The organism is Treponema phagedenis (assembly GCF_008153345.1).
Classification (GTDB): domain Bacteria; phylum Spirochaetota; class Spirochaetia; order Treponematales; family Treponemataceae; genus Treponema; species Treponema phagedenis.
This window is the reverse complement of record NZ_CP042818.1, coordinates 1,796,158-1,820,908: the sequence shown is the minus strand read 5'-3', so window position 1 is coordinate 1,820,908 and position 24,751 is coordinate 1,796,158. Positions and strand designations below refer to the sequence as shown.

The window sequence follows — 24,751 nt, the reverse complement described above, 5'->3', positions numbered from 1 at the left end:
GGATTTAAGTATTCCTATGGTAAATTGCTCACCGTTTTCAAAATCAGAACGGGCACGGACGCCCGTGGTTCCACGCAGCAGCGACGTTTTAAAGCAAAATAGTTTACAAAGCTTTAAAACTCGCAAGGTTCTGAGTTTTGCCACGGATGACAAAACTCAGAACAATGTAAAACGATGTTTAAAAACTACCACACCGACATAATATAGGAGTTTTTAAACTCGCAGCATTGATTTAATCAAGAATACTAAAAATCAGGGCGTGGCGGTGGTTCCATGCAGAAACGATGTTTTAAAGCAAAGTAATTTGCAAAGCTTTAAAACTCGTGGCTTAGTTTTTGACAAGGACGTCAAAAACTCAGAACGGGCACGGACGGCGGTGGTTCTAAACAGAATTGAGTTTGAAAACTACCACAGCTATATAAACAGAAGTTTTCAAACTCATAGGCTTCATTTTGCCACGGACGGCAAAATGAAACCGTAGTGTCGAACTCTTTTTTATAAAAATGTTTTACTGACCTTTTATCGGCTGATTATTCGCTGTGTTATTGAGAAGAGTTTTCATGTTCTTATCGTGAAAGAAAATGAATTTATATAGATTTTCCTTTTATTCTTTGATATAGTTTTTCTTCGGATTGTTTATGCAAAGAAAAAAAATTATCTATATACTGGTCGGCTTTTTCTCTTTTTTTGTTTTATTGAAGTCTTGTTGCCTTGATGTAAAAAAAGTTGTGGGGAATTCCATGAAACCTACGCTTTATAGCGGAAAGAGAATCATTCTTTTTAAACTTGCATACGGAATAAAAATGCCTTTTTCAAATCGGTATCTTATTCGTTGGGCATATCCGAAAAAAAATGACATTATCGTTTATGTAATGCACAATCGTTTTGTTATTAAACGATGTGCTGCAACGGCAAATCAGCCTCTGGAATTTTTACCGCATTCCGATTATAGTACAGACAGAATGTATAAGCTTATAATTGAAGAAAAATCAGTTCCTCTTACCTCTTTACAATTTAAAAATCTTTGTGGAAACAGAGAATTTCGCTCTTTTGTTCCTAAGGGGAGCCTCTTGGCTTTAGGAGATAATGCTTCCGAATCGGAGGATTCTCGCGATTATGGTTTTGTTTCAATTGACAGTATTTATGGGAAGGCATTTGCGCGGTGAATACGGTTATTAATAAAAAGAGGTTGGCAGCTTTTATTCTTTTTCTTTTTCTTTGTTTTGCATTATTGGTATTTCAGTATGCAAAATACATGCTTTTCAGAGAGCCTGAAATTAAAGAGCCGATGATTGTAACTGCGCGCGGTTCTATTCTTGATCGAAACGGAAAAATTTTAGCGGTCGAAACTACCTTGTATAATCTTATTGCAAATAAGAATCTTATTACAGATAATTCGGCTGCGGCAACAGTACTTGCGCCGATTTTAGATGTAGATGTCTCGGAGCTTACGGAAAAATTAAAGACTTCTCGCTCAAACTTTATGTATTTAAAAAAGAAAATGAGTGAAACCGAAATGGAAATGATAGCGAAAGCTTTGAAAGATAATAAATTAAGCGGTTTTCGGTTGGAAGCAATACATAACCGTACTTATCCGGAAAACAGTCTTGCTTCAACAGTTGTAGGCTATCTCGGAGATGACGGGAAAGGTTTAAGCGGGGTTGAATATTCTTTGCAAAATCTTCTTTCTCCGCCGCCGACTATACAAGGGTATACCGGTTCAGGTTATAACATCATGCTTTCCATTGATAGTAATATTCAATATATAATGGAAAAAATTGGCGAGCAGACAATGAAAGAGACAAAGGCTGAAGGGCTTATGTTTTTAGCGGTAGATGCAAAAACCGGGCAGATGCTTTCATACGTTAATCTGCCTTGTGCAAATCTTTCAGACTTTACAAACAGTACCGAAGAACAACGGTTTGATCGCCCTGCCTATTTTATTTATGAGCCCGGCTCGGTGTTTAAAGTTTTTTCTATGGCGAGCTTCCTTGAACTCGGCTCAACCTATGATGGAGAGAGCTATACTTGTGACGGGAAATTTTTGTTTACTCCGTATGCTCTTCGAGAAGGACAAAAACCGAATGCCATTACTTGTTTGCGGGTGCATGGAAAAGTAACCCCGCGAGACATTATCCGCCTATCCTGTAATGACGGCACTGCGCAAATCAGCGATAAAACAGATGCCGCTTTGTTTAATGAAAAACTGCGCGGGTTTGGGTTCGGAACAAAAACGGAAATAGAGCTTCCCGGAGAAACAGCAGGACTTTTTGCGCCCTTGGATCGTTGGTCGTATCGAACCAAGCATACAATTGCGATGGGGCAGGAGATCGGAGTTTCCGCCTTACAAATGGTGGAAGCGGCAACCGCGTTGACGAACGGCGGTATTCCTTTAAAGCTTTCTCTTTTACATAAGATTTATACTTCTGAGGGCGCTTGTGTGTATACGCATAAAAACAAGCCGCGAGAACAGGTTATTTCCGCGCAAGTTGCAAAAACCGTTTTAAGTTATATGCAAACCGCCGCGGAGGAGGGAACCGGACACCGAGCGTTGGTAGGCGGTGTTCCTATTGCGGTAAAAACAGGTACCGCACAGATGGCAAATACAAACGGTCGCGGCTACAGCAAAACGGATTATGTTGCAAGCTGCATGGGGATTTTTCCTGCAAATAACCCTGAAATTATTTTATACATGGTGGTAATTAAACCGGTAGGGCAAACATACGGTGAGCTGATTGCGGCTCCCGCAATTTCAAAAGCAGCAAATGAAATTATCGATTACCGCGGCATGCTGCGTACCAATGCGCCGGTGGTAAGTCATTCGGGGCTTATCCCTGTTTCCTCGGTGCAGTCGGTCGAAATCGGAGTCACAATGCCCAATCTTATCGGAAAACCGAAACGCCTGCTTGCCGAGCTTACCAATAGAAAAGATATTACTGTGATAATAAGGGGAGAGGGCTATGTGGTTGCACAAAAGCCTGATGCAGGTATGCCCGTTACCAAAGGAATGACGATTGAGCTTGACCTTAGATAATACAATCGAAATTTTAACCGCAAACGCTCAAGTTTTTACGCAGCGGTTTCCCGATTTGGCAAAAACGATGGGGCTTAGCGAAAAAGAAAATTGCGCTGTTTTACTAAAGCAAATCCCCGAAAACTATCGGCTTGAGAATACTCGCCAACTTAATCCGCCTGCACCGACGCTGCGTGTAAATGGTAAATATCTGCACTCAAAATACAATCCCTTACGAGAAGCCGAACAAACTTTGCAAACACCGTTTTTCTCTACGGAAGAGACGGAAAAATCCTGTTGTTTTTTAGGACTCGGCCTTGGCTACACTGTTGAACTTTTTGCAAAAAAACATCCGTCCTCCTCAATCCTCATTATAGAGCCGGATATTTTTATTTTCATTCTTTTTTTAGCAAGCCGCCCTTTGCAAGCCCTGTTGCGGCACGAACGTTTGAGCATTCTGCCGGGAACACCTGCGGAAGATGCTGCATTTTTTATCAATGATTTTGAAACCGATGCCGAGGTCAGTGAGAGTCATGACAGCGGAATGGAATCGGTGAGTCTTGCAATGCCGATGTTTAATGGTATTCCTGCTCAGGAAGTAAGCGCCGGCTGGTTCAAAGATTTTGCAGAGGTAAAAAAACGTATTCTTTCAAAAGAGAAAATCAATGCCGCAACGCTCAAACGCTTTGGATTACTTTGGTTAAAAAATACGGTAAAAAATATTCCGCGTCTGCCGGATCTGCCCTCGATTGCGGCATTCAAAAATCGCTTTAAAGAACAACCCTGTCTGATAATTGCCGGCGGTCCGAGTTTAGATGAGCTTTTGCCTAAGCTTGCCGGCATTCAAAAAAACTGCCTCGTGATTGCGGTAGACACTGCTTTAAAAGCTTGCGTACGGGTAGGTATTGAACCGCATTTTCTTCTGGTTTTTGACCCACAATACTGGAACTTTCTGCATATTGCGGGCACTGCGCTGCCGAACACCGTATTAGTTACCAACACCAACGTTTTTCCCGCTGTTTTGCGCCTTTCCTGTAAGGGTATTTTTCTTTCAGCCTCCTCGGTGCCGCTCGGGCAATACTTTGAAAAACAACTTGGCATTTGCGATGCTCTTGCGGAAGGCGGATCCGTTGCAACAAGCGCATGGGATTTTGCCGCGTATCTTGGAGCACGCAACATTGTTTTTGCCGGACTTGACCTTGCCTTTCCCAAAAAACAAACGCACTTTAAGGGCAGCACCTTTGAAGAGCGGACGCATCTGCACTCTTTTCGTACTTGCCCTGCGGAAACGGAGGCGTATAAAGCACTGTATGCAAGTATTCCTGAATATACCGAAAGTTATACCGGAGAAAAAGTGCTAAGCGGAAAAGCATACAAACTCTACTCGTGGTGGTTTGAAAACCGCAGTTTGCAAGATTCCGGCATTAAAACCTATAACCTTGAACCGCAGGGCATGAAAATTACCGGCATTCATCCCCTCAAGTTTAAAGAATTTGAAGCAATGCTCAGCGTAGATACTCTACGCCAACACATGGATACAATAATTGAAGCGTGCATTGCCGCAAACTCCTATGGTGCCGCAGAAAAGCTGCACAACACAGAGCTTCTCCTTGCCGCAAAAAAAAATCTGAATAAAGAACTGTTGCATATCATCAACATCGCAAAAGAAATTATTTTATTTGCGGAACAGGCGCGGCAAAAGCAAGATTCGCAAACCGGCTTGCCGCTTCTTACAAAAAAAGAACGTGTGCTTGAACAAAGTTTTGCAAAAAACATCCTATCCTCGCTCTTTTTTATTACCGCCTCAAATACAAAACTTCCCTACCTTGAAAAAGTTTTGGATACCTACACCTGCATCCGAAAAGCCGCCGAGCAACTTTTATATGAACTTAAAAAAAACTATTAACGCCTCTTTTTTATTGGTTTTGTCTTGCCGTTCAAACATTGCAAGCGCATCGGCTTTATGCCTCGGCAAAATCAGCACAATGCCAAACGGTGTTTTAAAGTAAGACTTGTTTGCAAAACTTTAAAACTCGCAAGGTTTAGTTTTTGCCATGGACGGCAAACTCAGAACGGGCACGGACGCCCGTAGTTCCAAGCAGAAGCGACGTCTTAAAGCAAAAGTATTTGTAAAGCTTACCGGATTCAGCATCACTATGGTAAATTACCCACCGTTGCGTCGTGTCGGACTCTCTTTTTATAAAATTGTCTTGATTTGCATAAAATTGCATTAAAAACGGCTCGAGTTATTAAAAAAACGCTATACTATTGAAAAGCGAGATAGAAAAAAGGATACGGTTTTGATATTGAGGAGGAGATTGCTTAAAAAATCAATTGGTGTCGATTTTGCTATATGTTTCCATGATTTCATCAAGTTCCGCTTCGGTGTCGCAGACAATACTTGCCGCATAGTATAAGGCGATGGCGGTTTCCGTTGTCAAATTTCCCATTGGCACAGCTCCTTCTTTCCATACACTATGTGAACTTACATAGCGGGAAAAGTCCACCGGCTCTTCTTGCTGAGAAGTACAATAAAATCTGCACTGTTGCTTCCCGCCTCTTCTGAAAAATTCGTTCAGCGAGTAAAGACTGTTTCTCATATTTGCGGTTCCTCTGCCATAAAGCTCAAGAAAGAAATGAGAAATACCTTCATTCAAGCATTTAAGAAGAAAATCTTTTCGTATTCCCGGATACATTTTGATTAAAAGCATGTTTTCCGCAGCCGCTGAAAGAAGGCTTTCAAAAACTGCCGATTCCATTTCCGAATAGTCGGTGAGTAAACCTTCTCCGGTAAAAATGGGGGTGTTCATATTCCGGTTTACAAAGGAATTTCCCGACGATTTTAAGAATTTCAGATTGAGCGGAGATAATATTTCTCCATTAAAAACAACGTAAACTCCCTCGGTTTTTTCATGGGCAAGATTAATCGCCGCATTCAAATTCTTGCCAGCTTCATTTTCGGCAATGTTTTCCGCGTGGTGATTCGGCGGCGTGTTTGAGGCGGTCAACACAATCGGCACGGGAGAGTCTGCAAAAAGCCAGTATATGAGGGGAGCGGTGTAAACAAGCGTATCCGTGCCGTGTGCGAGGACTATACCGTTTGCCGTTCCGCTTGCAATTTTTTCGCAGATTGCGGTAATCAATTTTGCCCAATCCGCAGGCTCAATTTCTTCACTTAGCAGCGCCTCTGAAGAGACGGTTTCAAATCGAATATATTTTTCATTTTGTTGATTTTTTACCAGTGTGCTTAAAATTTCCGCATGTCCTGCCTCGATCTCTCCTTTTTTTATCAGTGCAGATATAGTGCCCCCCATCGAAAGCACATAAACAATGTTGATATTTAATTCTTCTTTAATAAGTTGTTTAATTGTTTGCGGATCCGCGAGCCCGCGTGTTTCTTTCATTAGAATCCCGGTAAGAAATTCCAGCGGACGCATATCGCCTTCTTTTAAGCGTTCCGCTTCGGATGGGTTAGCAATAATAGCCGTTCTGATAAGTTCTTTTAATATCTTCACATCAGTAACCTGTTGCCATTGTTTTTGAGTTAAAACAATTTCAGGTTCCGCATCCGAGATAAGCAGCTCTTGCAATAATTTTTTGGCAATATTTCGATTAATATGTTTTTTTTCAAATAAATGCAGTACCTGAGCAAATTTCTCGGCGGTAAGAGAAGATTTTTCTAACGATAAACTCATTTTTTTTAAAGAACCTGGGATTTCCGTTAAAAACCATTGTGCCGCAACATAGGGTTTTATCATACGATTAACCGTTTCTTCAAAAAAATCAGCCCAGTTTTTATCGGTACAAAGTGTTTTTGCAGTTTTAAGCGGAAGTCGATACTGCCGAACAAACCTTAACTCTCTTTCATTCGGGTCTTCAATTTGCATGGTGAGCAGTTTTTGTTTACATTTATCCGAGGTAAGATACGGGGGAATATTTTTTAAGACTACAGCTTGTACTGAATCGATAAATTCTCTTGTTTTATAGGATTCAGTGTAGCCAAGCCGTTCATTCCACAGTCTGCTTTCAGAAGAAACTTCTTTTCCGTTTTTGAGCAAGGCTTCTTGACGTCTGAGATCTTCATTGATTGCATTCCGCACAAAGTTAAAAGAGTTGAGGTTACGTAGTTTTACATAATGCTTTGGTTTGTTACGATATTCGGTTACTGCCGCATAGGCATTACAGCGAATTCTATTAACAGAACCCTCAGAACCGATTCCGATGTATTCAAGTTTTTGTTTTAAATCTGTCAGAAAAACTTCAGCTTCCTCTCCAAGCTCAATATTTTCCCCTGTTCTGATTCGAATGCTTGGCATTCCCGCACAGGTATAATCCATAAAAGTTTTCTCTGCGCCATGAATAAGTTTTCCCGCATCTTCTTCAAAACGGATTTCAGTAATAGCAATACGTTTTTTATGTCGATGAAATTCAATATTAACATATCCGTTTTCGGCAATTTTTAATGAAGCACCGAATAAACTGTATTTTTTCGGAGTTTCGGGAGTACCGATGAGCCGTTCATAAGGAACTTCAAATAAAAGGGTACAGTGCAACATTTTTGCAAGTTGATATGCATGACAAAGAGCCGAATCCTTAGGTATGGGGAGAGCCGAGCTGATTTCTTTTCGACAAACAGAACAGGTTTCCGGACTGTTTCCTGTTTTACAATCACAAAACGCCTTTTTATCGGAAGGCATAAGCACTCTGGTTTCAAGAAAAACAAAGGATTGATACACCGATTTTCCCCTTTTTATTTTATAAAAAAAATCATTTTATTATATAATTTTTCCAAAAAATATGATATACTACCCGCTACAATATTTTGCACTTTTACTTGAGAGGTTACGGTGAATAAACGAGATTTTCCGCGGGTTCATTTTTACGATCAGGATTTTGTTGATATTTATGACAGAACATGGGCGTGGATACAGGATTTTTGCATATCGAAAGATGGTGATAAAAATAATTCTGAAGGATATTTTATATATCCCGATAAAGAAGGCTCGATTATCAATCAATATGAAACAATTTTTTCTTCTTTTTTTCTGGTATATTCAAATAGAAATTATAATATCCATAAATCATTAGATTTTTTTTATCGAATGCAGGAAGAGTCAGGAGCAATTCGTTGGAAGTATAATCTTGATACAAAAGAGCCGGTAATAATTAAAGGAAATCCCGAAGGTATCGGAATGCCGCTTTTTGCGTGGGCTGAGTTTAATATATTTCATAAAACAGCTAATAAAAAACGTATAAAAGAAGTTATGCCGATATTAGTAAAATACATGCGTTGGATTGAAGAAACCTTTAAAAAACCGAACGGACTATATAAGGTCCCGCTGCTCGCAACGGAAATGCAAAATTCTCCGCGTAAAAAAGCAGCGTATCTGGTAGATTTTAATGCCGCATTGGCAATAAATGCGCTCTATCTTTCTGCACTCGGAGATATTTTAAATGATAAAGAGTTAAGTTTTCAGTATAAGCGCATTTATTTTACCTTAAAAACGAGAATCAATAATTTGATGTGGGATAATGAAACAAATTTTTATCATGATTTGGATGCCGATGAAAAACGATTGCCTGCTAAAACCATTGCAGGATTTTGGCCATTACTGGCGGAAATTCCGAATGAAGATAAAGCTGAACTGCTTTCACAGCATTTGACTAATCCTAAAACATTCGGTCTTGATCATCCTATTCCAAGTCTTTCCGCTGATGATGAAGAATTTGATGAAAGAGGAATGGGCTATCGAGGCAGTGTTTTCCCTCCGCTTAATTTTATTGTGATCAAGGGGCTTGAAAAATACAATCGCTGGGAACTGGCTCGTGAATGTGCGATTCGGCATTTATATTATATGCTGGATGCGCTTGCCCCTAACGGTAATCATAAAAAAGGTGCACTATGGGAAGCATATCTGCCTACCAAAGAAGGGCCTGCACAATGGACAAATAAAGAAGGTTTTCCGCGTAAACAATATCTTCCCTTTGCCGCCCTTTCTACCATAACATTGATGATAGAAAATGTTGTAGGTTTGTCTATTAGCTTACCAAGAAAAACAGTTGATTGGGTTATTCCGAATTTGGAAATTATGGGCATTGAAAATCTAAGCTTAAAGCGAAATTTAATCACAATACTTTCTTCAAAAAGTCAGCGTGGATGGGAAATTCATATGGAAAGTGAAAAACTATATTACTTTACCATTGATATCCTCGGTCAGAAAAAAAAGACACTGCCCATTCCTTCAGGAAAATGCTCTATGCTTATTGATAAACTATAAGTTCTCTTTTTAAACTCAAGCTTAGCTTTTTAGCCTCCCGATAACACTTACTATACGGAGTTTTAATAAAAAATGTAACGTCCGGTGATTAACTTGTATAACGTTTTTTTAATAAGTCGATTCGTTTTTTAATACATCGTACCCAAACGTAAAAGTTTTATAAAAAAGAGAGTCAGACACAACGGTTTGGTTTTGCCGTCCATGGCAAAACCAAACCTGCGAGTTTGAAAACTCCTATTATACAAATGTAGTAGTTTTCAAACTCAATTCTGTTTAGAACCACCGCCATCCGTGGCGGTTCTGAGTTTTGACGTCCTTGTCAAAACCAAACCTGCGAGTTTTAAAGCTTGGTAAATTACTTTGCTTTAAAACGTCGCTTCTGCATGGAACCACGGGCGTCCGTGCCCGTTCTGAGTTTTGCCGTCCTTGTCAAAACCAAACCTGCGAGTTTTAAAGCTTTGCAAAGAGCCTTTATCTTAATCAAATTTATTTTATATAAAAAGAGTTCGACACGGCGCAACGGTGGGTAAACTTACCATAGGGCAAAGCGTTAATAATTTGCCTCCGCTTTGCCAACGAGTTTTAAAGCTTCAATTTTATAATTTTGTGTTGGTGCTTTAAAACATCGTTTGGAATTTTGCAACGGTGGGCAATTTACCATAGGAATGCTGAAATCTGCAGCCCCTTATTGTTGATACCCCGATTTTTATAACAGGAAGTTAATTACAAAATGCTACACTTGCTGTTATATTGCTCGGGAATGTCAGCAGGCGGTTTGCGGGATTTAGCATTTCTGTGGTTAACCGCCACGGATGTCCGCTTTACGATTTCTATAAATGTGTCCGATATTTTAAAAAACATGTAACAGAAATGCTGAATAAAAAGGGTAGGGGAAGCAGTACTTTTTTTACTTGTTTTTATAAAAAGAATTTAAGTATTTGTTTTTGGTGCCGATAACATAAAAGAACGGCATACAGACTGACATCCGGATTCCGTTTAGCAAAAACAGTAATTTTGCTTTGAGTACCTCTGACAAAAATATCTTTTTGTCAGAGGTACTATTTTTATGTGAAAATCCAATCATTTGTTTCTTTTATAATTTTTGTCAAAACCATCACATCGATTTCTTTTTTCTCTTTTTCGATATATTCATCCCATTGATTACGGTTATATTTTTTTTTGATTTCATCTTTTATTGATAAGGCGAGTTGATTAACCTTTTCTTTTTTTCCTTCCAAATACGGTGAAAGTACTTCTTTAATAAAATACGCACTTAAAGCCTTTATAATAAGATCGGTACTTGTTTTTGCAAGTGTTAAAAATTTTTCCGCCGCAACAGTATACTCTTTCAACATTTGATGAGAAAAAGCTGCATAAAAATTTATCCACGGATGAGTATTGTCAGGACGGGCGGCAAGTTTATTGGAAAAGGCACAAAGTTCTTGATAATTTCCTGAAAGCATTTTTGCTGCTGCGAATTTCGGGGCAAGTTTTATTATATAGCCGGGCTTATTTGCTCGCAGTACGGTTTCCAGTTTAGACAAACCGGAAAAATCACTTAAAAGCAATAAGGTTTCGCTGAGAAGACGAACTTTTTTATAACTCAATTTTTTTTTATCAAATATCTCTTGTTCAAGATACATAGTCAGCGCTGTCCAATCTTCTTCTTCAATATAGGAAACAAGTTTCCAATTCTTTAAAAAAATAATATTAACTATTCCTAAGAGAATGAAAAAAATCGGTAAAAAAAACCAGTTTTTTATCCAAAACTCGTGCATAAAATCACCATTTAAGAAAAAAACCGGAAATAGAAAAATAACGGAAAACATAAGAATTAAAACAGTATTAAAAATAATTACAAGTACTTTTAATTTCATCAAAAATCTCCTATACTACAGAAAGCGCAGATATATGTCGATACTTTTACAAGGTGCAGATAATAATACTAAAAGTTGTGCGTGTTGTATTTTTCTTCAACCTTAAAAATAAAAACAAAACTATTTTACTACAGGAGTAAATTAAAGTGAATACATATACCGTTTCAGAATTAAAAAATCCTATATATTTTTCTGACGATGTTTATATTGATAAGAAGTTTTTAATTTTAATTCCCGAACAACCTTTTACCGAAGATTTACAACAAAAACTCCTAAAATGGGATTTTACCGCTATTTATACTGACGGAAACTTTTCTGTTGCTCCTCAGCAAAAAACAGTCGCCGTTGTTGCTGAAAGTAGCAATTCTCCTAGCTCTCAAACCGATGAAAAAGCTTTAGCAGTAAAAAAAGAGCAGCAAGAAAAAATTCAACAAATCGGGGAAAAATATAATAGCTTCCAATCATTCGTTAAAGAAACCTATGAAGGCTATAAAACAAAACAAAGTTTAAATTCAAGACTTATTTTTGATACTGCAAAAGAACTCTGCGAATTCATAAAAGAAGATAAGCAGCTTGTTTTAAGGCTTCCCGCCTTTATGGAGTATAAAGTTGAAGATTATTTGGCGGCTCATTCTCTCAGATCGGCTATTTTTGCAATTATTATAGGATTACAGCTAAAAATGCAGCCACATAAACTTATTGAACTTGCGGTCGCTACCTTATTGCATGAAATAGGAATGATGCGGATACCTGAGCAGGTATATATGGCAAATGAAACATTGAATCCTACAGCGCAGCGTGCAATACTTGCCCATCCCATTCTTTCGTATAATATTTTAAAAGAACAATCATTTGCATTACCGATTTGTCTCGGTGCTCTTGAGCATCATGAAAGAGAAAATGGTAAAGGTTACCCGAGAAAGTTAGATGGATTTAAAATTTCAAATTACGGAAAAATTATTGCTGTGGCATGTTCATATGAAGCGGCAACTGCTCACCGTCCGTATAAAGAAGCTCAAAATGCTGCCTCGGGAATAGTGAACCTGATACGCAATGAAAACAAGCAATATGATGAATCTATTTTACGTGCACTGCTTTTGTCTCTTTCATTTTATCCTATCGGTATTTATGTGCATTTATCAAACGGAAAAATGGCACAGGTTATTGATACAAACCCCAAGGATCCCCGATATCCGATTGTGCAAATTTACGGAGAAACAACAAAATCCGGCGGTCCAATCATACGCGGAACTTCGGCAAAAGATGTACAAATTGTACGACCGGTATCAAAAGCTGAAATTGAGAAAATGAAACAAAATCAAGGTTTAGTTTGAGTTTTGAGTACAGCGCCCTTTCATTTCAGTATTTTAAAAACTGTAGTTTTTTGAATATATTTGAATATAACCGATAAATAGCTGATACTTTTTAACCGCATGCGCCGCAACTTGCACAAGAAAAACCGATGTTGACATCAGCTGAGCCGAATACTTTTTTTTGAAGTTCTATTCCTGTTTGAGTTACAGCAAGCCCTCCCTCCGCTGTTTCCTTTAAGCTGCTCGGCATACTGTCTCCTATGCGTTTCATTGTAAGAATAACTTCATCGACAGGAATAATGCTTTTTATGCCTGCTAAGGCCATTTCCGCAGCGGTGAACGCAAGGGTAACCCCCGAAGCATTTCGCTTTATACAGGGAATTTCAACCAGCCCCGCCACGGGATCACAGACAAGACCAAGAATACATTTTAAGGCAATTGCAACGGATTCTTGAACCATTTGCGCAGTACCGCCTGATAGTTCTACAATACAGGCTGCTGCCATAGCGGATGCGGAGCCGCATTCTGCCTGACATCCTCCCGAAGCTCCTGCAATGCTTGCTTTATTTGCAATAACCATTCCAATGGCACCGGCGGTAAATAAGGATAAAACAGCATCGGCTTTTGCTGTTTTCTGTATTTTAATCATTGAACCGAGCGCTGCAGGTAAAATGCCGCAGGATCCTGCCGTAGGCGAAGCAACTATTTTTCCCATTGCAGCGTTGATTTCAGAGACGGCAATTGCCATTTGAATGGCATTAGCCATTAACGGTCCCGTCAAAAACGAGTCAGCTTCAATTTTTTGTTTTAATAGATACGCATCCCCGCCTGTAAGTCCGCTTTTTGATTTTACCCCTTTCTGACTGCCTTTTTCAATAGAATCAAGCATCACATCGAGGTTTTCTTCCATCCGCTTCAAAAGCTCATCTCGAGGTTTTTCCATTTGTACTATTTGATCCTGCAGTACTATTTCAGAAATTTTTTCATTTTTTTGTATTGCAATCTCTACCAATTCCGAAATCGTTTCATAGCTAATCATGAAGACTCCTAATAAGGTTGAATAAGAATAACTTTTTGAACATTTTCAATTTGTTCAATCGTTGATTGTAGTGTGTGATTTAAGTTTATACCATCTACCTGTAAAGACATAATAGCGGTTCCGCCTCTTTTATCACGTGCAAGATCGAATTTATATACATTTAATCCTTGCTCTGCCATAATTTTGGTTACTGCAGCTATCATTCCCGGGGTATCTTTATGTACGACAACAAGGGTAGGGGATTGACCCGTTATTTTGACCGCCATACCGTCAATTTTTGTAACAATGATATTACCGCCGCCAACAGAAGACCCTTGTAAAGATATTTTTTTATTTGTTGCCGATGTTAGAGTTATTAATGCGGTATTCGGGTGAGCGTCTGAAATTTCTCCCGGTTCAAATTCTACGTGTAAACCTTTTTCCTCTGCAATTTTTAGGCTTTTTCGGATACGTTCATCATCTGTTTTCATTCCCATGATGCCGGCCACAAGAGCTCTATCCGTTCCGTGCCCTTTATAAGTATGAGCAAAGGATCCGTGTAAAAGAATATGCGCATGCACGGCTTCTTCACCCAATAAAAGCCTTGCCATATAACCTATACGTACCGCTCCAGCAGTGTGAGAACTGGAAGGACCTATCATTATAGGACCTATAATATCAAACACATTCATTGCGCTTTAACTTAAATCCTTCTTTAAAAAATTTAAATTTTTGACTTCAAAATCATCTTGTTTTAGCTACTACTATAGTTTAGTTATAGATAGATAATACCATAAGAGTAGGAAAATCACAAGCAAAATATTCGATTATCTTTTTTTCAAATTTCAAGAATTTTAACATGTGTAAAAAATTACAACAAAAAAATCATATAAGCCACCAAGAGGTGTTAGACTGTATAAAAAATAATACACGACCATTAAGGGGTAAACCGGAGCGTTAATTAAATAGTTTTGCTTTTTAAAATTTTAAAAAGCCAAACGCTTGAGTGTTGTGATTTGTGATTAATTTGAAGAAGTGAAAAAGCTCCTTAAGGTGTGTATCGCCAAATGACTATGGTAAACTTTGCTCACCGTTGCGCCGTGTCGGTTTCTTTTTTAAAAATCGCTGTTTATTAATAACGTCCGTAGGTGTTGTAGATAACGTTGGCGGTTAAGTTTTATTTTACCATAATTTTGGTGTTTGCGCCGGTAAAAGATACAATCAAGTAGACAGAACATACATTATACATAGTTAAAAGTGTGCAAAAAATAAGAAAAAAGCTGAGGTTTAAAAGAATTTCTCTTGTTTATAAACCTCAGCCCTCTTTCTTTATTTTGTTTGGTGTTTATTTTTTGGTAGCGGCAACTTGTGCTTGTGCTGCAGCCAATCGTGCAATCGGAACTCTAAGCGGTGATGCGGAAACATAGTCCATGCCGCTTCTGCAGAAGAATTTTACCGATTCCATATCGCCGCCGTGTTCGCCGCAAATACCAACTTTTAATGTCGGGCGAACAGAGCGTCCTTTTTCGATGCCTGTTTTTACTAAGAGCCCGACTCCTTCCTGATCCAAGGACTGGAACGGATCTGCCGGGAAAATACCTGTTTTTTGCTCATCTACATAATCAGGCAAGAATTTTGCCGCATCGTCTCGGCTTATACCCAAAGTCATCTGAGTTAAATCGTTGGTACCGAATGAGAAGAATTCTGCGTATTCGGCGATTGTATCTGCAAGAATCGCCGCTCGAGGTGTTTCAACCATGGTTCCGACAAGATATTTTACCGTACTTTCTTTTTTTGCAATAACGGCATCGGCAACAGAACGAACCCTTGTTTCAAGAATATGAAATTCTTTTGCGTCAATCGTAAGCGGAATCATAATTTCCGGAAGAACGGTAATGCCCTTCTTTTGCATATTGCATGCGGCTGTGATGATTGCGGTTACCTGCATATCAAGGATTTCAGGGAATGTTATTGCAAGACGGCAGCCTCTGTGTCCAAGCATCGGGTTTGCTTCATGTAATTGGGTTACTCTTCGCTTTACATCGGCAAAGGCAATTTTAAGGTCATCTGCAAGTTTTTGCTGTCCTTCTTTATCGTGCGGAACAAATTCGTGTAGCGGCGGGTCAATCAAACGGATTGTAACCGGTTTTCCGTCCATTGCTTTGAATATTCCTTCAAAATCTTTTGTTTGTATCGGTAATAATTTAGAAAGAGCTTTTTTTCTTCCTTCAGAGGTTTCCGCAATGATCATTTCACGAATTGCGGATATACGCTTTTCATCACTGAAGAACATATGCTCGGTTCTGCAAAGACCGATACCTTCAGCTCCGTGCTCAATTGCCGTTTTTGCATCAGCAGGACTGTCAGCATTTGTACGAACCTTTATTTTGCGAATATCGTCAACCCAGCTCATAAGGGTTTTATATGATTCGGGGAGTTTCGGGGGAATCAGCTGTAATTCTCCCTTGTAGATATCTCCGCGAGCTCCGTCAAGGGTGATGTAGTCCCCTTCTTTTAAGACTATGCCGTTATAAGAGCACTCGCCTGCTTCATAGTTAATAGTGAGCTTTTCGCATCCGACAATACAGCATTTTCCCCAGCCACGTGCAACAACCGCCGCATGGCTTGTTTTTCCGCCGGTACCGGTTAAAATACCTTGAGCGGCATACATACCGCCGACATCTTCGGGGCTTGTTTCTTTACGGACAAGAATAAGTTTTTCTTTTGATTCTTTCCATAATTGTTCCGCTTTCGATGCAGAAAAACAGATTTTACCGGTAGCAGCTCCGGGAACTGCACCTATTCCGCTCATAATGTATGATTCTTTTAAGTTTTTTTGTTTAGGGTCAATTGCCGGATAAAAAACACCTTCAATATCGCTTGCTTTAATGCGCATAATTGCTTCTTCTTTGGTAATAAGCTTTTCTTTTACCATATCAACAGCCATTTTAAATGCTGCTGCCGGAGAACGTTTCCCCGTGCGGCATTGCAGCATGTAAAGCTTTCCTTCCTCTACGGTAAATTCCATATCCTGCATGTCACGGAAATGATTTTCAAGTAAATCGCGCACATCGCAGAGTTGTTTGTAGCTTTCAGGATCTTTTTTTTCAAATTCAGATAAATGCATTGGAGTTCGAATACCGGCAACAACATCTTCACCTTGCGCATTAATAAGATAATCACCGTAAAAAGCATTTTCACCGGTGTTCGGGTCGCGGGTAAAGCAAACACCGGTACCGGAAGTGTCTCCCTTGTTACCGAAAACCATTTGCATAACATTCACCGCGGTACCTTTAATACCGACAAGGTTTTCAACTTTTCTGTAGGTAACCGCTTTTTCAGCCATCCATGAATTAAAGACCGCACCGATAGCACCCCAAAGTTGCTCTTGAGGATCTTGGGGGAAATCTTCTTTTATTACTTTTTTATATAGGGCTTTAAACTTTTCAATAATTATTTCAAGTTCAGACTCATTTATTTCGGTATCAAGAACTTTTTGGTCAGCTTGAATATTAAGCCGCACCCGCGTTTTCTTTTCTTTAACCGAATTAAAGATTTCGTCAAATTTTTCACGGTCAATTCCCATAGCAGTTGAGCCGTACATCATAATAAATCGGCGATAAGCATCAAGTGCAAAACGTTTATTTCCTGTTTTTTCTGCCAACCCGTTTACAGATTCATCGGTTAAGCCGAGATTTAAAATTGTTTCCATCATACCGGGCATGGAAACCGGCGCGCCTGATCGAACGGAAACAAGTAAGGGGTCTTTAGGATCGCCGAGCCTTTTTCCGGTAATCTTTTCAAGCCTATTAAGATTGTCCTGCACCTCTTTTTTTAATCCATCGGGGTAGGATTTCTTGTTTTTGTAATACAAGTCACACACTTCTGTTGTAAGTGTAAATCCTGCGGGTACCGGAAGTTCTACTTTTGCCATTTCTGCAAGACCTGCGCCTTTTCCGCCGAGCAGTTGCTTCATACTGCCATCGCCTTCAGCGGAACCATTTCCGAAAAAATACACGTACTTTTCTTTTGCCATGATTTTTCTCCTTAAGTGTAAAGTTAATATCGTATTTTTATTGAATATCAAAATATCGTTTCTTAATTGAAATATATCAGACTATTTTATCTTGTATAAAACTTCATGTCAATATAATATAAAATTTATGAAGAAAATAAATACTATTTGTGTTTTGACGGTTCTTTTGCTTATTTTTTCCTGCAAAAGCAATGAGACCGCATCTGAGCAAGATACCGAAGTTTCCGAGCAAAAACCGAAAATCGAAACACTCTCCCTCACCTTTGCGGGGGACTTAATGGCTCATGATATAAATTACAAAATGAAAAACTATGACCTTATTTACGATGATTTGCGGCAGCTGCTTCTTTCGGATGATTTAAGCTTTATAAATGTAGAAACGCCGGTTTGCGATTCGTTACCGATGTCAACCTATCCTTGTTTCAATGTTCACCGCTCTTATCTTCGCGCAGCAATATCTGCCGGTTTTGATGCGTTCAGTTTTGCAAATAATCATACAAATGATCAAAAGGTAAAAGGAATCGAGGGAAGTATACAATCAATACAAGCCTTACAAAAAGAATTTTCGGCAGCCTCCCCTACCCGTCTACTTTATTATACAGGCTTAAAAAACACCGTTGATGAGCAACTTTGTCCTGTTATGATAAATCATAACGGTTGGAAAATTCTTTTTCTTTCGGTAACGGAAATTCTTAATTCATACGATGCATCAATGAAAAGATTGAATTATAGTCCGCCGACAAAAAAAGGAAGAGCGCAATTACTGGAAAATATAAAAAAAATGCGTAAAGAAAATCCCTGTGATCTCTTTGTTTTAAGCCTTCACCTCTATGAAGAAGAATATAAAAGAACTGTTTTAGAAAGCAAAAAAAAATGGTTTCGGCAATTAGCGGAAAACGGCATTGATATTGTGTGGGCACATCATCCGCACGTTATGCAAGAATGGACGATCGCAGAAATTGAGCGAACTCCTTTACCAACGGAACAGGGAAAAACCGAGATACCGGTTGAACCGAAAAACTGCCTTTTTATGTATTCAATGGGGAATTTTATTTCGGGGCAACGTGTAAAAGTACAGTATACTAATCCTGATTACTATCGGGAATATACTGGAGATGCGGTTGTTATTCAGGCAACTTTTACAAAAGCAAACGGTAAAATCAAAAAAAACATTGAGCTAAAGCCTTTTTTAATTACACAATACAATCATGCGAGCGGTCCTATAGTAAAACTTTTTACAAAAGAATGGATTGAAACCCTACCCCAAAAAGAAAAAGAGTATTTTTTGAAACGGTATGAACTTATGCACGCATATTTGCCGATTAAAAAAAACAAGCAAGCCGCTCGATATAAAAACAATTTTAGAGGAGATTTTATTACACAATAAAAAAAATAGCCGATACGCAAATGCCGTAATTTAAGGCATTGCGTATCGCAAAACCGAGTATTTTTTTATAACAGAATATCAGACCTTTAAGGTATCTTCTAAATAGTCGAGGGCAAACTGAGCGTATAATTTTGTGCCTAATTTTAGTCCGTCCTCATCCATATTGAAACAATCATTGTGGTGCGGAGCATTTATTCCTTTTGCGTCATTTCGAATGCCGATAAAGGTCAAAGCACCGGGAACTTTCTGTGTGAGATAGGCAAAATCTTCCGCACCAGGTGTTTTTTCATACTCAACAATGCAATCTTTTCCGCCGATTTTTTCAGCTGATTTTGCTAAAATTGCTGAAATTTTTTGATCATTAATGAGCATGGGCGTAACCCTTGTAAAGTCTATTTCTGCGCTTGCTCCGTAGGCGGCACAAGTATTATCCACTACCCTTTTCATCATGTCGGGGATTTTTTCCCAAACCTCTTTAGAGAACGATCGGGCGGTACCTTCAAGAAACGCTTCTCCCGCAATCACATTCATTCTTGTTCCTGCAACCATTTTTCCTACTGTAATTACCAAAGTATCCATGGGATTAGTATTTCTGCTTACCAAATGCTGCAAATTCATTACTACAGCCGAAGCGGTAAGTGCCGCATCAATTGTATCCTGCGGCATTGAACCATGCCCCGATTTACCTATAATTTTGATTTTAAAAAGGTCTGCAGCCGCCATTCTTGCTCCCGCTTCCAGAGAAACTTTCCCGACTTCCACCCCTTGCTATAAATGGATCGCAAAACAGGCATCGACGGTATCGAGAATTTTACTTTCTGCAATCATTGTTTTTGCACCGGATGCAACTTCTTCAGCCGGCTGGAAAAACAGCACAACTTCTCCGGATATCTGATCTTTTACTTCGTTAAGAATATGTGCCGCGCCGAGCAGCATTGCCATATGCCCGTCGTGTCCGCAGGCATGCATCAATCCCTCATTTTGAGATTTATATTCCACCTCGTTTTTTTCATATACTTCGAGCGCATCCATATCCGCCCGCAAAAGGACTCGTTTTCGGGTTTTGTTCCCGTAATTCTGCCGATAATGCCTGTTGTCGCAAATACCTCAAACGGAATATTCAATTTACGCAATTCGTTTTGAACATACTTTGAGGTTTCAAATTCTTTGGTGCTTGCTTCCGGATGCATGTGAAAATATCTTCGCTGCTTAACAACATAGTCTTCATATTTTTTTGCTCTATCGTTAATATTCATAGTATAAACTCCTTCATTTAAATTATTTTACTATTTTATCTGCATAAAATTTTTATATCTAAAAACACTCTTTCAGAGCATTCCCGCAAATACTCCGCCGATAATTACCGACGCAATGGTTACCGAGGTAAATCCGCCGATTAACATTTTTGGCATCATAATATCGGTCAAATACTGTATTTCTTCTTCATCTTCGGTAAGAGATTGTATTGTTTCTTTTGTTAACACATAGTTTGGCGGAAAGCCGTATAGGGCATTTAATGCTATAGGTAAAGACATGAATTTTGATTCGCCAAGAAAATTACCGACGATAATTGTTACAATGATCAATCCTATTACTCCGATAATAATGATACCGGCCAATGGGAGAACAGCTTGTAAAAGCATGTCCGGCGTAGCAAGAGACAGCCCTTCAAGGACAAATGCCATGAGAACCAATATGAGCCAGCCGAATGAATTTCCCTTGTTCAGCGGGTTTCTGTCAACCAAACCGATTTCGGCAGCTATTACACCGAATATCAGACAGGCTACAAACGGCGAGAGTGCTTTCGGGTTGTGAAAAACGTAGGTGTTGAGTGCTTTGGTACATATATCTGAAAGCCATGCCACAAAGGCAAGCCTTAAAAGTACCATATACGTGGTATCATATTTTTTAGGCAGTTAAGGCAGCAGTTTTTTGGCATCGCTTTCCGAAGTTCTGGTTGTTTGGACGGAAACTTTTTCACCCTTTCTAAAACCTTCCAATAATCTCTTACCCACTTTTTTTAAAAGTACCGATGTTATCGGATAGCCGACAAAGCCTTGTACAACATAAATAAGAATTGCAACTATCGCAAGGTTTTCATTGCCTGTGGCTTTTGCAGCCTGCTGCATTAAAAGCGCTGCAACAATACCTCCGGTAAGCGGCGGAGTTCCTACAATTGCGGTTTCTCTGCCAAGGATAAGAACGCCTATTGTCATCAAAAAAAGGATAATGCCGGCAATTCCTGCAATTGATATAACCACTGTTTTCCACTGAGACATCAGCTCTTTTACATTCATCATTGTACCCATATGCGTGATGAGTATGTAAATAGCTACTCCCGCAACAGGTTGACCGAGTGTTGCTATTGAAATCATGTCCGTAGGAAACACAGCCCAAAATCCCAGTAGGAAAATAACTCCCGCAACAAAAACCGACGGCACAAAGGCTTTTGTCTTTGTAGAAACTATGTCTCCGATTGTCATGGTTACCAATACCAAAACTAATGCTAAAATTGCACTCATTTTCAGTAACCTCCTCTATAAAGAAAATTACAAGACATTCAAGCTCAATACCTTTTGAACATCTTGTTAGCAGCGGATTATATTACATCTTTTTAATAATCACAACCGTATATATATACAAAATTACAAATATTTTAGTATTTTTATACATAAATTTGAATTATGCTAATTAAAAAAGAGTTTTTAGAGGGTGCTTTAGATGAAAATGGGACAGTAAAAACTGACGTATAACTCGCAAACGCGGTAAATATGTAAATTGATTTGATTTTAAAATAAAAGATTATTGATTGTGTGATATTTATTTACTTTCTGAAGTTTATTTTTTAGCTATTGTATTAAAAGAAAAAGCCCCTTGCTTTTTTGCAAGAGGCTGTGTTTTTTACCAGTTTTCTACAAGACGCTCAAAGTAGCCTTGCGGGTGTGCACATGCGGGACATTTTTTAGGCGCTTCTTTTCCTACGTAGATAAAACCACAGTTCATGCAGCGCCAAGTAGTCGGACCTTCCTGAACCCACATATCGTTATCTTCAAGATGTTTAATAAAGGCTTCATAGCGTTTTGCATGATGTTTTTCTGCAATAGCAATATTTTCCATAACAACTGCTGCTTCGGTAAAACCTTCTTCACGGGCAACTTTTGCAAATGAAGGATACATTTCCTGCCATTCATAGTTTTCCCCTTCGGCAGCAAGTTTTAAATTTTCCAAGGTGGAAGTGATTGTTCCTGCTCCGGCGGAAACCGTTAATTCTACTTCACCACCTTCAAGGAAGGAAAATAATCGCTTTGCATGCTCTTTTTCCTGATCGGCAGTTTCCGTAAAGATTGCCGCAATTTGCATAAAGCCTTCTTTTTTGGCTTGACTTGCCCAAAAAGTATACTTATTACGTGCCTGAGATTCGCCGATAAAAGCAGCGATAATGTTTTTCTCTGTTTGAGAACCTTTGAGTGATTTCATACTCTACTCCTATAAAAAAAATTTTGTTTTTGCCCCCTTGTTATTTCGTTTTACACCTGTTTGCATACTCAATATAAAACGAGAGGGAGCAAAATAAGAAAACCTCTTCGCATATTTAGCAAAGAGATATATAATTATCGTTGTGATTATAGAAACGGTAATTATATACCGGATGATTGAATTTTTTCCTGCGATTCTTGACAATCAGGACAAATCCCGAAAAAATCAAGATTATGATTTTCAATTTTATAGCCGCTTATCGCTTCCGCTTGAGCATTTTTTTGCATATCCGGCGGCAACGTAATGTCTTGCACTTTACCGCAGCAAGTGCATATTACATGATAATGTGGAGACATATCGGCATCAAAACGAGCAGCCTTTGAACCGGAATTTATGACGCGCACAAGCTTTTGCTCCACCAATACATTTAAGTTTCTATAAACAGTTCCTTGACTAATGTCAGGAATTTTTCGACGAAGTTCATCATAAAGCCAAGCAGCGGTTGGATGATTTTTTGAAAACCGTAATAATGAAAGAAGTGCCTGTCTTTGTTTTGAATGTTTATAAATTTTCATGCTAATACCTGCTCCATATTAGTATCTATTACTAATATATAATAATTAAAAATAAAAGTCAATCTTTTTTATTGTTATAGCGTAAAATGAGTTTTTTAGATATTTTTAAACAATGTACAAATAATTATTTGCTGTTTTATAAAATGGACATCAATTAATAACACGTTTTAATAAAAGAATCAATTTCAATTCTGACTCTTTTTAAAAAACTTACATCGGTAAATACCTTATCGGAAATTTTGGTAACATCAGGAAAGTGCAAATATAAATAGTCGGATTCCTTTATTATGTGCTTTACTTTTTCAGGATCATCTTTTGCAACTCCGGTAAAAATTGCTTTTAACTCAATGAGACGCTTTTTCTCTGATGAAAAAAAGTTTTTTATTTTCTCGTTAAATACGCTTTCTTCCGTTTCAGACAAAAGCTTGTTCCCCTTTTTTTTTGCCGAAGCTAAAATTTTTTCTGCTGTATTGAAATCAATTCTCTTGTTTTTAAACAGAATCCCTTCGGTATCAAGGTTATAGAGATTTTTATACTGCCCGAAAACCGTATCGCAAATTTTTGCATAACTGAGTAAATTGGGCGTTGTCGTTACCGTATTCTGTATTCCCTGCATATGTTGGTACCCTAAAGGAAATACCGTATTTTCAGGATAGAGTGAATAAAAACGATCGGTAGTATTATAGAGAGTGCGAGTCTGGGGTGCTTTTTTCGCATGTGTAGCGGCTTTCCCCCATGAAAAATTTAATCCGGTATAAAAAATGGGCATGTCATTTTCTGAAAGCGCTAATGCTATCTGCAAGGCTGTTAAACCTACAGAGCCTAATGGCGGAAAAACGGCGGGAGTCTCCCCTACCCTTTGTAAACGATCTAACCAACGAGCCTTTGTGTATTGGGTAAAAAAGAAATACACTGTCTCGCTTAAAGCGTTTACTGCCTGCGGAAAAGCGGTTAAGTCGGCAAAAAGCGGAATTTTGCTATTTGTAAAGCCGATAAAACAAGGCGTAATCCAAACTTGTGATTCAAGGAGTACAACCGCATCGGGGATAATTTCCGGTGCTAAGGCAGGAAGAGCCGCATCAACGGCAAGCAAAAAAAAACTATCTCTGTTTTTTTTTATAAAAGGCAGCGCTTTATCAAGCCCCGGCCCCGCAGCCGCAACAAGAATCGGTACGGAAAGACATTTTTTCGGAAATTTTTTAAAACGTGTAAGATTTTTTGCAGCCTCTTTATAGTTTGCAAAAAAATTCCGTGCATATTTTTTTCCCAGATGAATGAGCGTTGCTTTATTTACCCAATATCTTTTGACCGCTTCACGAGCAAAGGTTTCGGCGTTCTCATAAAAATCCCGATAAAAAAAGGTTCCCGCCGATCCTTCTATACACAGAACCTGCTTAAACGGAAATAAAGGCAGATTTTCAATTTTCCGTATAAGATCGGATATACTTTTAGTATAAAGTACTGTGTAATTGTCGGCAGTTTGCAGCGTTTGCTGTGTATAACCGGTAAAAAGCTGAAAAAGAGCTTCATCATATTCAAGACAGAGTAAAAATGAGGAGCTCGGGAGTTTTTGCAGAATTGTTTTTAATCCGTATCCAAGTACAGGTGAAAAACAGAGTATTAAAGTATTTTCCGCAGGAGATAACGCTTCAGCGCGCTTCTCATGTGTTCTGGCTGCATTATATTTTGAATAAAGATACGTGTTTCGATAAAAAACAGAAAAGCCCCCCGCTGTTTTTACCAGTTGAGGGGCTTCCGATACTGATTTATGCTCCAT

19 protein-coding genes are annotated in these 24,751 nt (G+C 38.8%); 6 read left to right on the top strand and 13 right to left on the bottom strand.

Annotation, left to right across the window (positions count from 1 at the left end):
* The first annotated feature begins 638 nt into the window (after positions 1-638).
* The 3 genes from lepB to FUT79_RS08010 are packed head-to-tail and all read left to right on the top strand — an operon-like array spanning position 639 to position 4,919.
* Positions 639-1,166, top strand: a complete 528-nt coding sequence (gene lepB, locus FUT79_RS08020) for a signal peptidase I (RefSeq protein ID WP_052335711.1) — start codon at positions 639-641, stop codon at positions 1,164-1,166.
* Positions 1,163-3,034 (top strand): penicillin-binding protein, encoded by a 1,872-nt coding sequence (locus FUT79_RS08015; protein WP_024752638.1) that lies wholly within the window; start codon positions 1,163-1,165, stop codon positions 3,032-3,034. The genes lepB and FUT79_RS08015 overlap by 4 nt, the downstream gene beginning before the upstream one ends.
* On the top strand, positions 3,015-4,919 hold the full coding sequence (locus FUT79_RS08010; protein ID WP_148889476.1) for a motility associated factor glycosyltransferase family protein: 1,905 nt from the start codon (positions 3,015-3,017) through the stop codon (positions 4,917-4,919). The genes FUT79_RS08015 and FUT79_RS08010 overlap by 20 nt, the downstream gene beginning before the upstream one ends.
* Positions 4,920-5,343: 424 nt before the next feature.
* On the opposite strand, the gene FUT79_RS08000 is transcribed toward FUT79_RS08010, so the two are convergent.
* Positions 5,344-7,749 carry an asparaginase domain-containing protein gene (locus FUT79_RS08000; RefSeq protein ID WP_024752636.1) on the bottom strand — a complete coding sequence of 802 codons (2,406 nt, stop codon included), beginning with the start codon at positions 7,747-7,749 and terminating at the stop codon, positions 5,344-5,346.
* Between the two features lie 111 nt (positions 7,750-7,860).
* Between FUT79_RS08000 and FUT79_RS07995 the strand changes: the two genes are divergently transcribed.
* Positions 7,861-9,291 carry an MGH1-like glycoside hydrolase domain-containing protein gene (locus tag FUT79_RS07995; RefSeq protein ID WP_024752635.1) on the top strand — a complete coding sequence of 477 codons (1,431 nt, stop codon included), beginning with the start codon at positions 7,861-7,863 and terminating at the stop codon, positions 9,289-9,291.
* Between the two features lie 1,064 nt (positions 9,292-10,355).
* Here the strand turns inward: FUT79_RS07995 and FUT79_RS07990 are convergent.
* The gene (locus FUT79_RS07990) at positions 10,356-11,168 is read right to left on the bottom strand and encodes a hypothetical protein (protein ID WP_024752634.1); all 813 of its coding nucleotides are present in this window, start codon (positions 11,166-11,168) and stop codon (positions 10,356-10,358) included.
* Between the two features lie 146 nt (positions 11,169-11,314).
* On the opposite strand from FUT79_RS07990, the gene FUT79_RS07985 reads away from it, so the two are divergent.
* Positions 11,315-12,502, top strand: a complete 1,188-nt coding sequence (locus FUT79_RS07985) for an HD-GYP domain-containing protein (protein ID WP_024752633.1) — start codon at positions 11,315-11,317, stop codon at positions 12,500-12,502.
* 91 nt (positions 12,503-12,593) lie between these two features.
* On the opposite strand, the gene sdaAA is transcribed toward FUT79_RS07985, so the two are convergent.
* The 3 genes from sdaAA to ppdK all read right to left on the bottom strand — a co-directional run bounded on the left by sdaAA (position 12,594) and on the right by ppdK (position 17,535).
* Positions 12,594-13,520: an L-serine ammonia-lyase, iron-sulfur-dependent, subunit alpha gene (gene sdaAA, locus FUT79_RS07980; protein ID WP_024752632.1), complete on the bottom strand. Its 927-nt coding sequence runs from the start codon at positions 13,518-13,520 to the stop codon at positions 12,594-12,596.
* Between the two features lie 8 nt (positions 13,521-13,528).
* Entirely contained in the window at positions 13,529-14,191 is a 663-nt protein-coding gene (sdaAB, locus tag FUT79_RS07975; RefSeq protein WP_024752631.1) for an L-serine ammonia-lyase, iron-sulfur-dependent subunit beta, read from the bottom strand.
* Positions 14,192-14,844: 653 nt separating this feature from the next.
* On the bottom strand, positions 14,845-17,535 hold the full coding sequence (gene ppdK, locus FUT79_RS07970; RefSeq protein ID WP_044634562.1) for a pyruvate, phosphate dikinase: 2,691 nt from the start codon (positions 17,533-17,535) through the stop codon (positions 14,845-14,847).
* Positions 17,536-17,662: 127 nt separating this feature from the next.
* Between ppdK and FUT79_RS07965 the strand changes: the two genes are divergently transcribed.
* The gene (locus tag FUT79_RS07965) at positions 17,663-18,922 is read left to right on the top strand and encodes a CapA family protein (RefSeq protein ID WP_024752629.1); all 1,260 of its coding nucleotides are present in this window, start codon (positions 17,663-17,665) and stop codon (positions 18,920-18,922) included.
* A 78-nt stretch (positions 18,923-19,000) separates the two neighbouring features.
* Here FUT79_RS07965 and FUT79_RS15345 read toward each other — a convergent pair whose 3' ends face one another.
* From FUT79_RS15345 to FUT79_RS07935, 8 genes are all read right to left on the bottom strand, one after another.
* Positions 19,001-19,684: an amidohydrolase gene (locus FUT79_RS15345; RefSeq protein ID WP_206172955.1), complete on the bottom strand. Its 684-nt coding sequence runs from the start codon at positions 19,682-19,684 to the stop codon at positions 19,001-19,003.
* A 6-nt stretch (positions 19,685-19,690) separates the two neighbouring features.
* Positions 19,691-19,954, bottom strand: a complete 264-nt coding sequence (locus tag FUT79_RS15340) for a M20/M25/M40 family metallo-hydrolase (RefSeq protein WP_202951654.1) — start codon at positions 19,952-19,954, stop codon at positions 19,691-19,693.
* Entirely contained in the window at positions 19,891-20,178 is a 288-nt protein-coding gene (locus FUT79_RS15335; protein ID WP_197071858.1) for a hypothetical protein, read from the bottom strand. Before FUT79_RS15335 ends, FUT79_RS15340 begins: the two co-directional genes overlap by 64 nt.
* A gap of 72 nt (positions 20,179-20,250) precedes the next feature.
* Positions 20,251-20,811, bottom strand: coding sequence for a hypothetical protein (locus FUT79_RS15330; protein ID WP_148878936.1), 561 nt, complete (start codon positions 20,809-20,811; stop codon positions 20,251-20,253).
* 27 nt (positions 20,812-20,838) lie between these two features.
* Positions 20,839-21,444 (bottom strand): hypothetical protein, encoded by a 606-nt coding sequence (locus tag FUT79_RS15325; protein ID WP_148889474.1) that lies wholly within the window; start codon positions 21,442-21,444, stop codon positions 20,839-20,841.
* A 379-nt stretch (positions 21,445-21,823) separates the two neighbouring features.
* Complete coding sequence (gene rbr / locus FUT79_RS07945; RefSeq protein ID WP_002700510.1) at positions 21,824-22,399, bottom strand: rubrerythrin; 576 nt, start codon at positions 22,397-22,399, stop codon at positions 21,824-21,826.
* A 161-nt stretch (positions 22,400-22,560) separates the two neighbouring features.
* Entirely contained in the window at positions 22,561-22,974 is a 414-nt protein-coding gene (locus FUT79_RS07940; RefSeq protein ID WP_002700512.1) for a Fur family transcriptional regulator, read from the bottom strand.
* A 154-nt stretch (positions 22,975-23,128) separates the two neighbouring features.
* Complete coding sequence (locus FUT79_RS07935) at positions 23,129-24,751, bottom strand: 6-hydroxymethylpterin diphosphokinase MptE-like protein (protein ID WP_024752628.1); 1,623 nt, start codon at positions 24,749-24,751, stop codon at positions 23,129-23,131.

What these genes read in the sequence shown, in the direction of transcription:
- FUT79_RS15325 (WP_148889474.1), bottom strand. Translation starts at nt 21,444, where the DNA reads ATGAGTGCAATTTTAGCATTAGTTTTGGTATTGGTAACCATGACAATC.
- FUT79_RS15335 (WP_197071858.1), bottom strand. Translation starts at nt 20,178, where the DNA reads ATGAATATTAACGATAGAGCAAAAAAATATGAAGACTATGTTGTTAAG.
- FUT79_RS07990 (WP_024752634.1), bottom strand. Translation starts at nt 11,168, where the DNA reads ATGAAATTAAAAGTACTTGTAATTATTTTTAATACTGTTTTAATTCTT.
- FUT79_RS15340 (WP_202951654.1), bottom strand. Translation starts at nt 19,954, where the DNA reads ATGGATGCGCTCGAAGTATATGAAAAAAACGAGGTGGAATATAAATCT.
- FUT79_RS07935 (WP_024752628.1), bottom strand. Translation starts at nt 24,751, where the DNA reads ATGGAGCATAAATCAGTATCGGAAGCCCCTCAACTGGTAAAAACAGCG.
- rbr (WP_002700510.1), bottom strand. Translation starts at nt 22,399, where the DNA reads ATGAAATCACTCAAAGGTTCTCAAACAGAGAAAAACATTATCGCTGCT.
- lepB (WP_052335711.1), top strand. Translation starts at nt 639, where the DNA reads ATGCAAAGAAAAAAAATTATCTATATACTGGTCGGCTTTTTCTCTTTT.
- FUT79_RS15330 (WP_148878936.1), bottom strand. Translation starts at nt 20,811, where the DNA reads ATGGTACTTTTAAGGCTTGCCTTTGTGGCATGGCTTTCAGATATATGT.
- sdaAB (WP_024752631.1), bottom strand. Translation starts at nt 14,191, where the DNA reads ATGAATGTGTTTGATATTATAGGTCCTATAATGATAGGTCCTTCCAGT.
- ppdK (WP_044634562.1), bottom strand. Translation starts at nt 17,535, where the DNA reads ATGGCAAAAGAAAAGTACGTGTATTTTTTCGGAAATGGTTCCGCTGAA.
- FUT79_RS07965 (WP_024752629.1), top strand. Translation starts at nt 17,663, where the DNA reads ATGAAGAAAATAAATACTATTTGTGTTTTGACGGTTCTTTTGCTTATT.
- sdaAA (WP_024752632.1), bottom strand. Translation starts at nt 13,520, where the DNA reads ATGATTAGCTATGAAACGATTTCGGAATTGGTAGAGATTGCAATACAA.
- FUT79_RS07940 (WP_002700512.1), bottom strand. Translation starts at nt 22,974, where the DNA reads ATGAAAATTTATAAACATTCAAAACAAAGACAGGCACTTCTTTCATTA.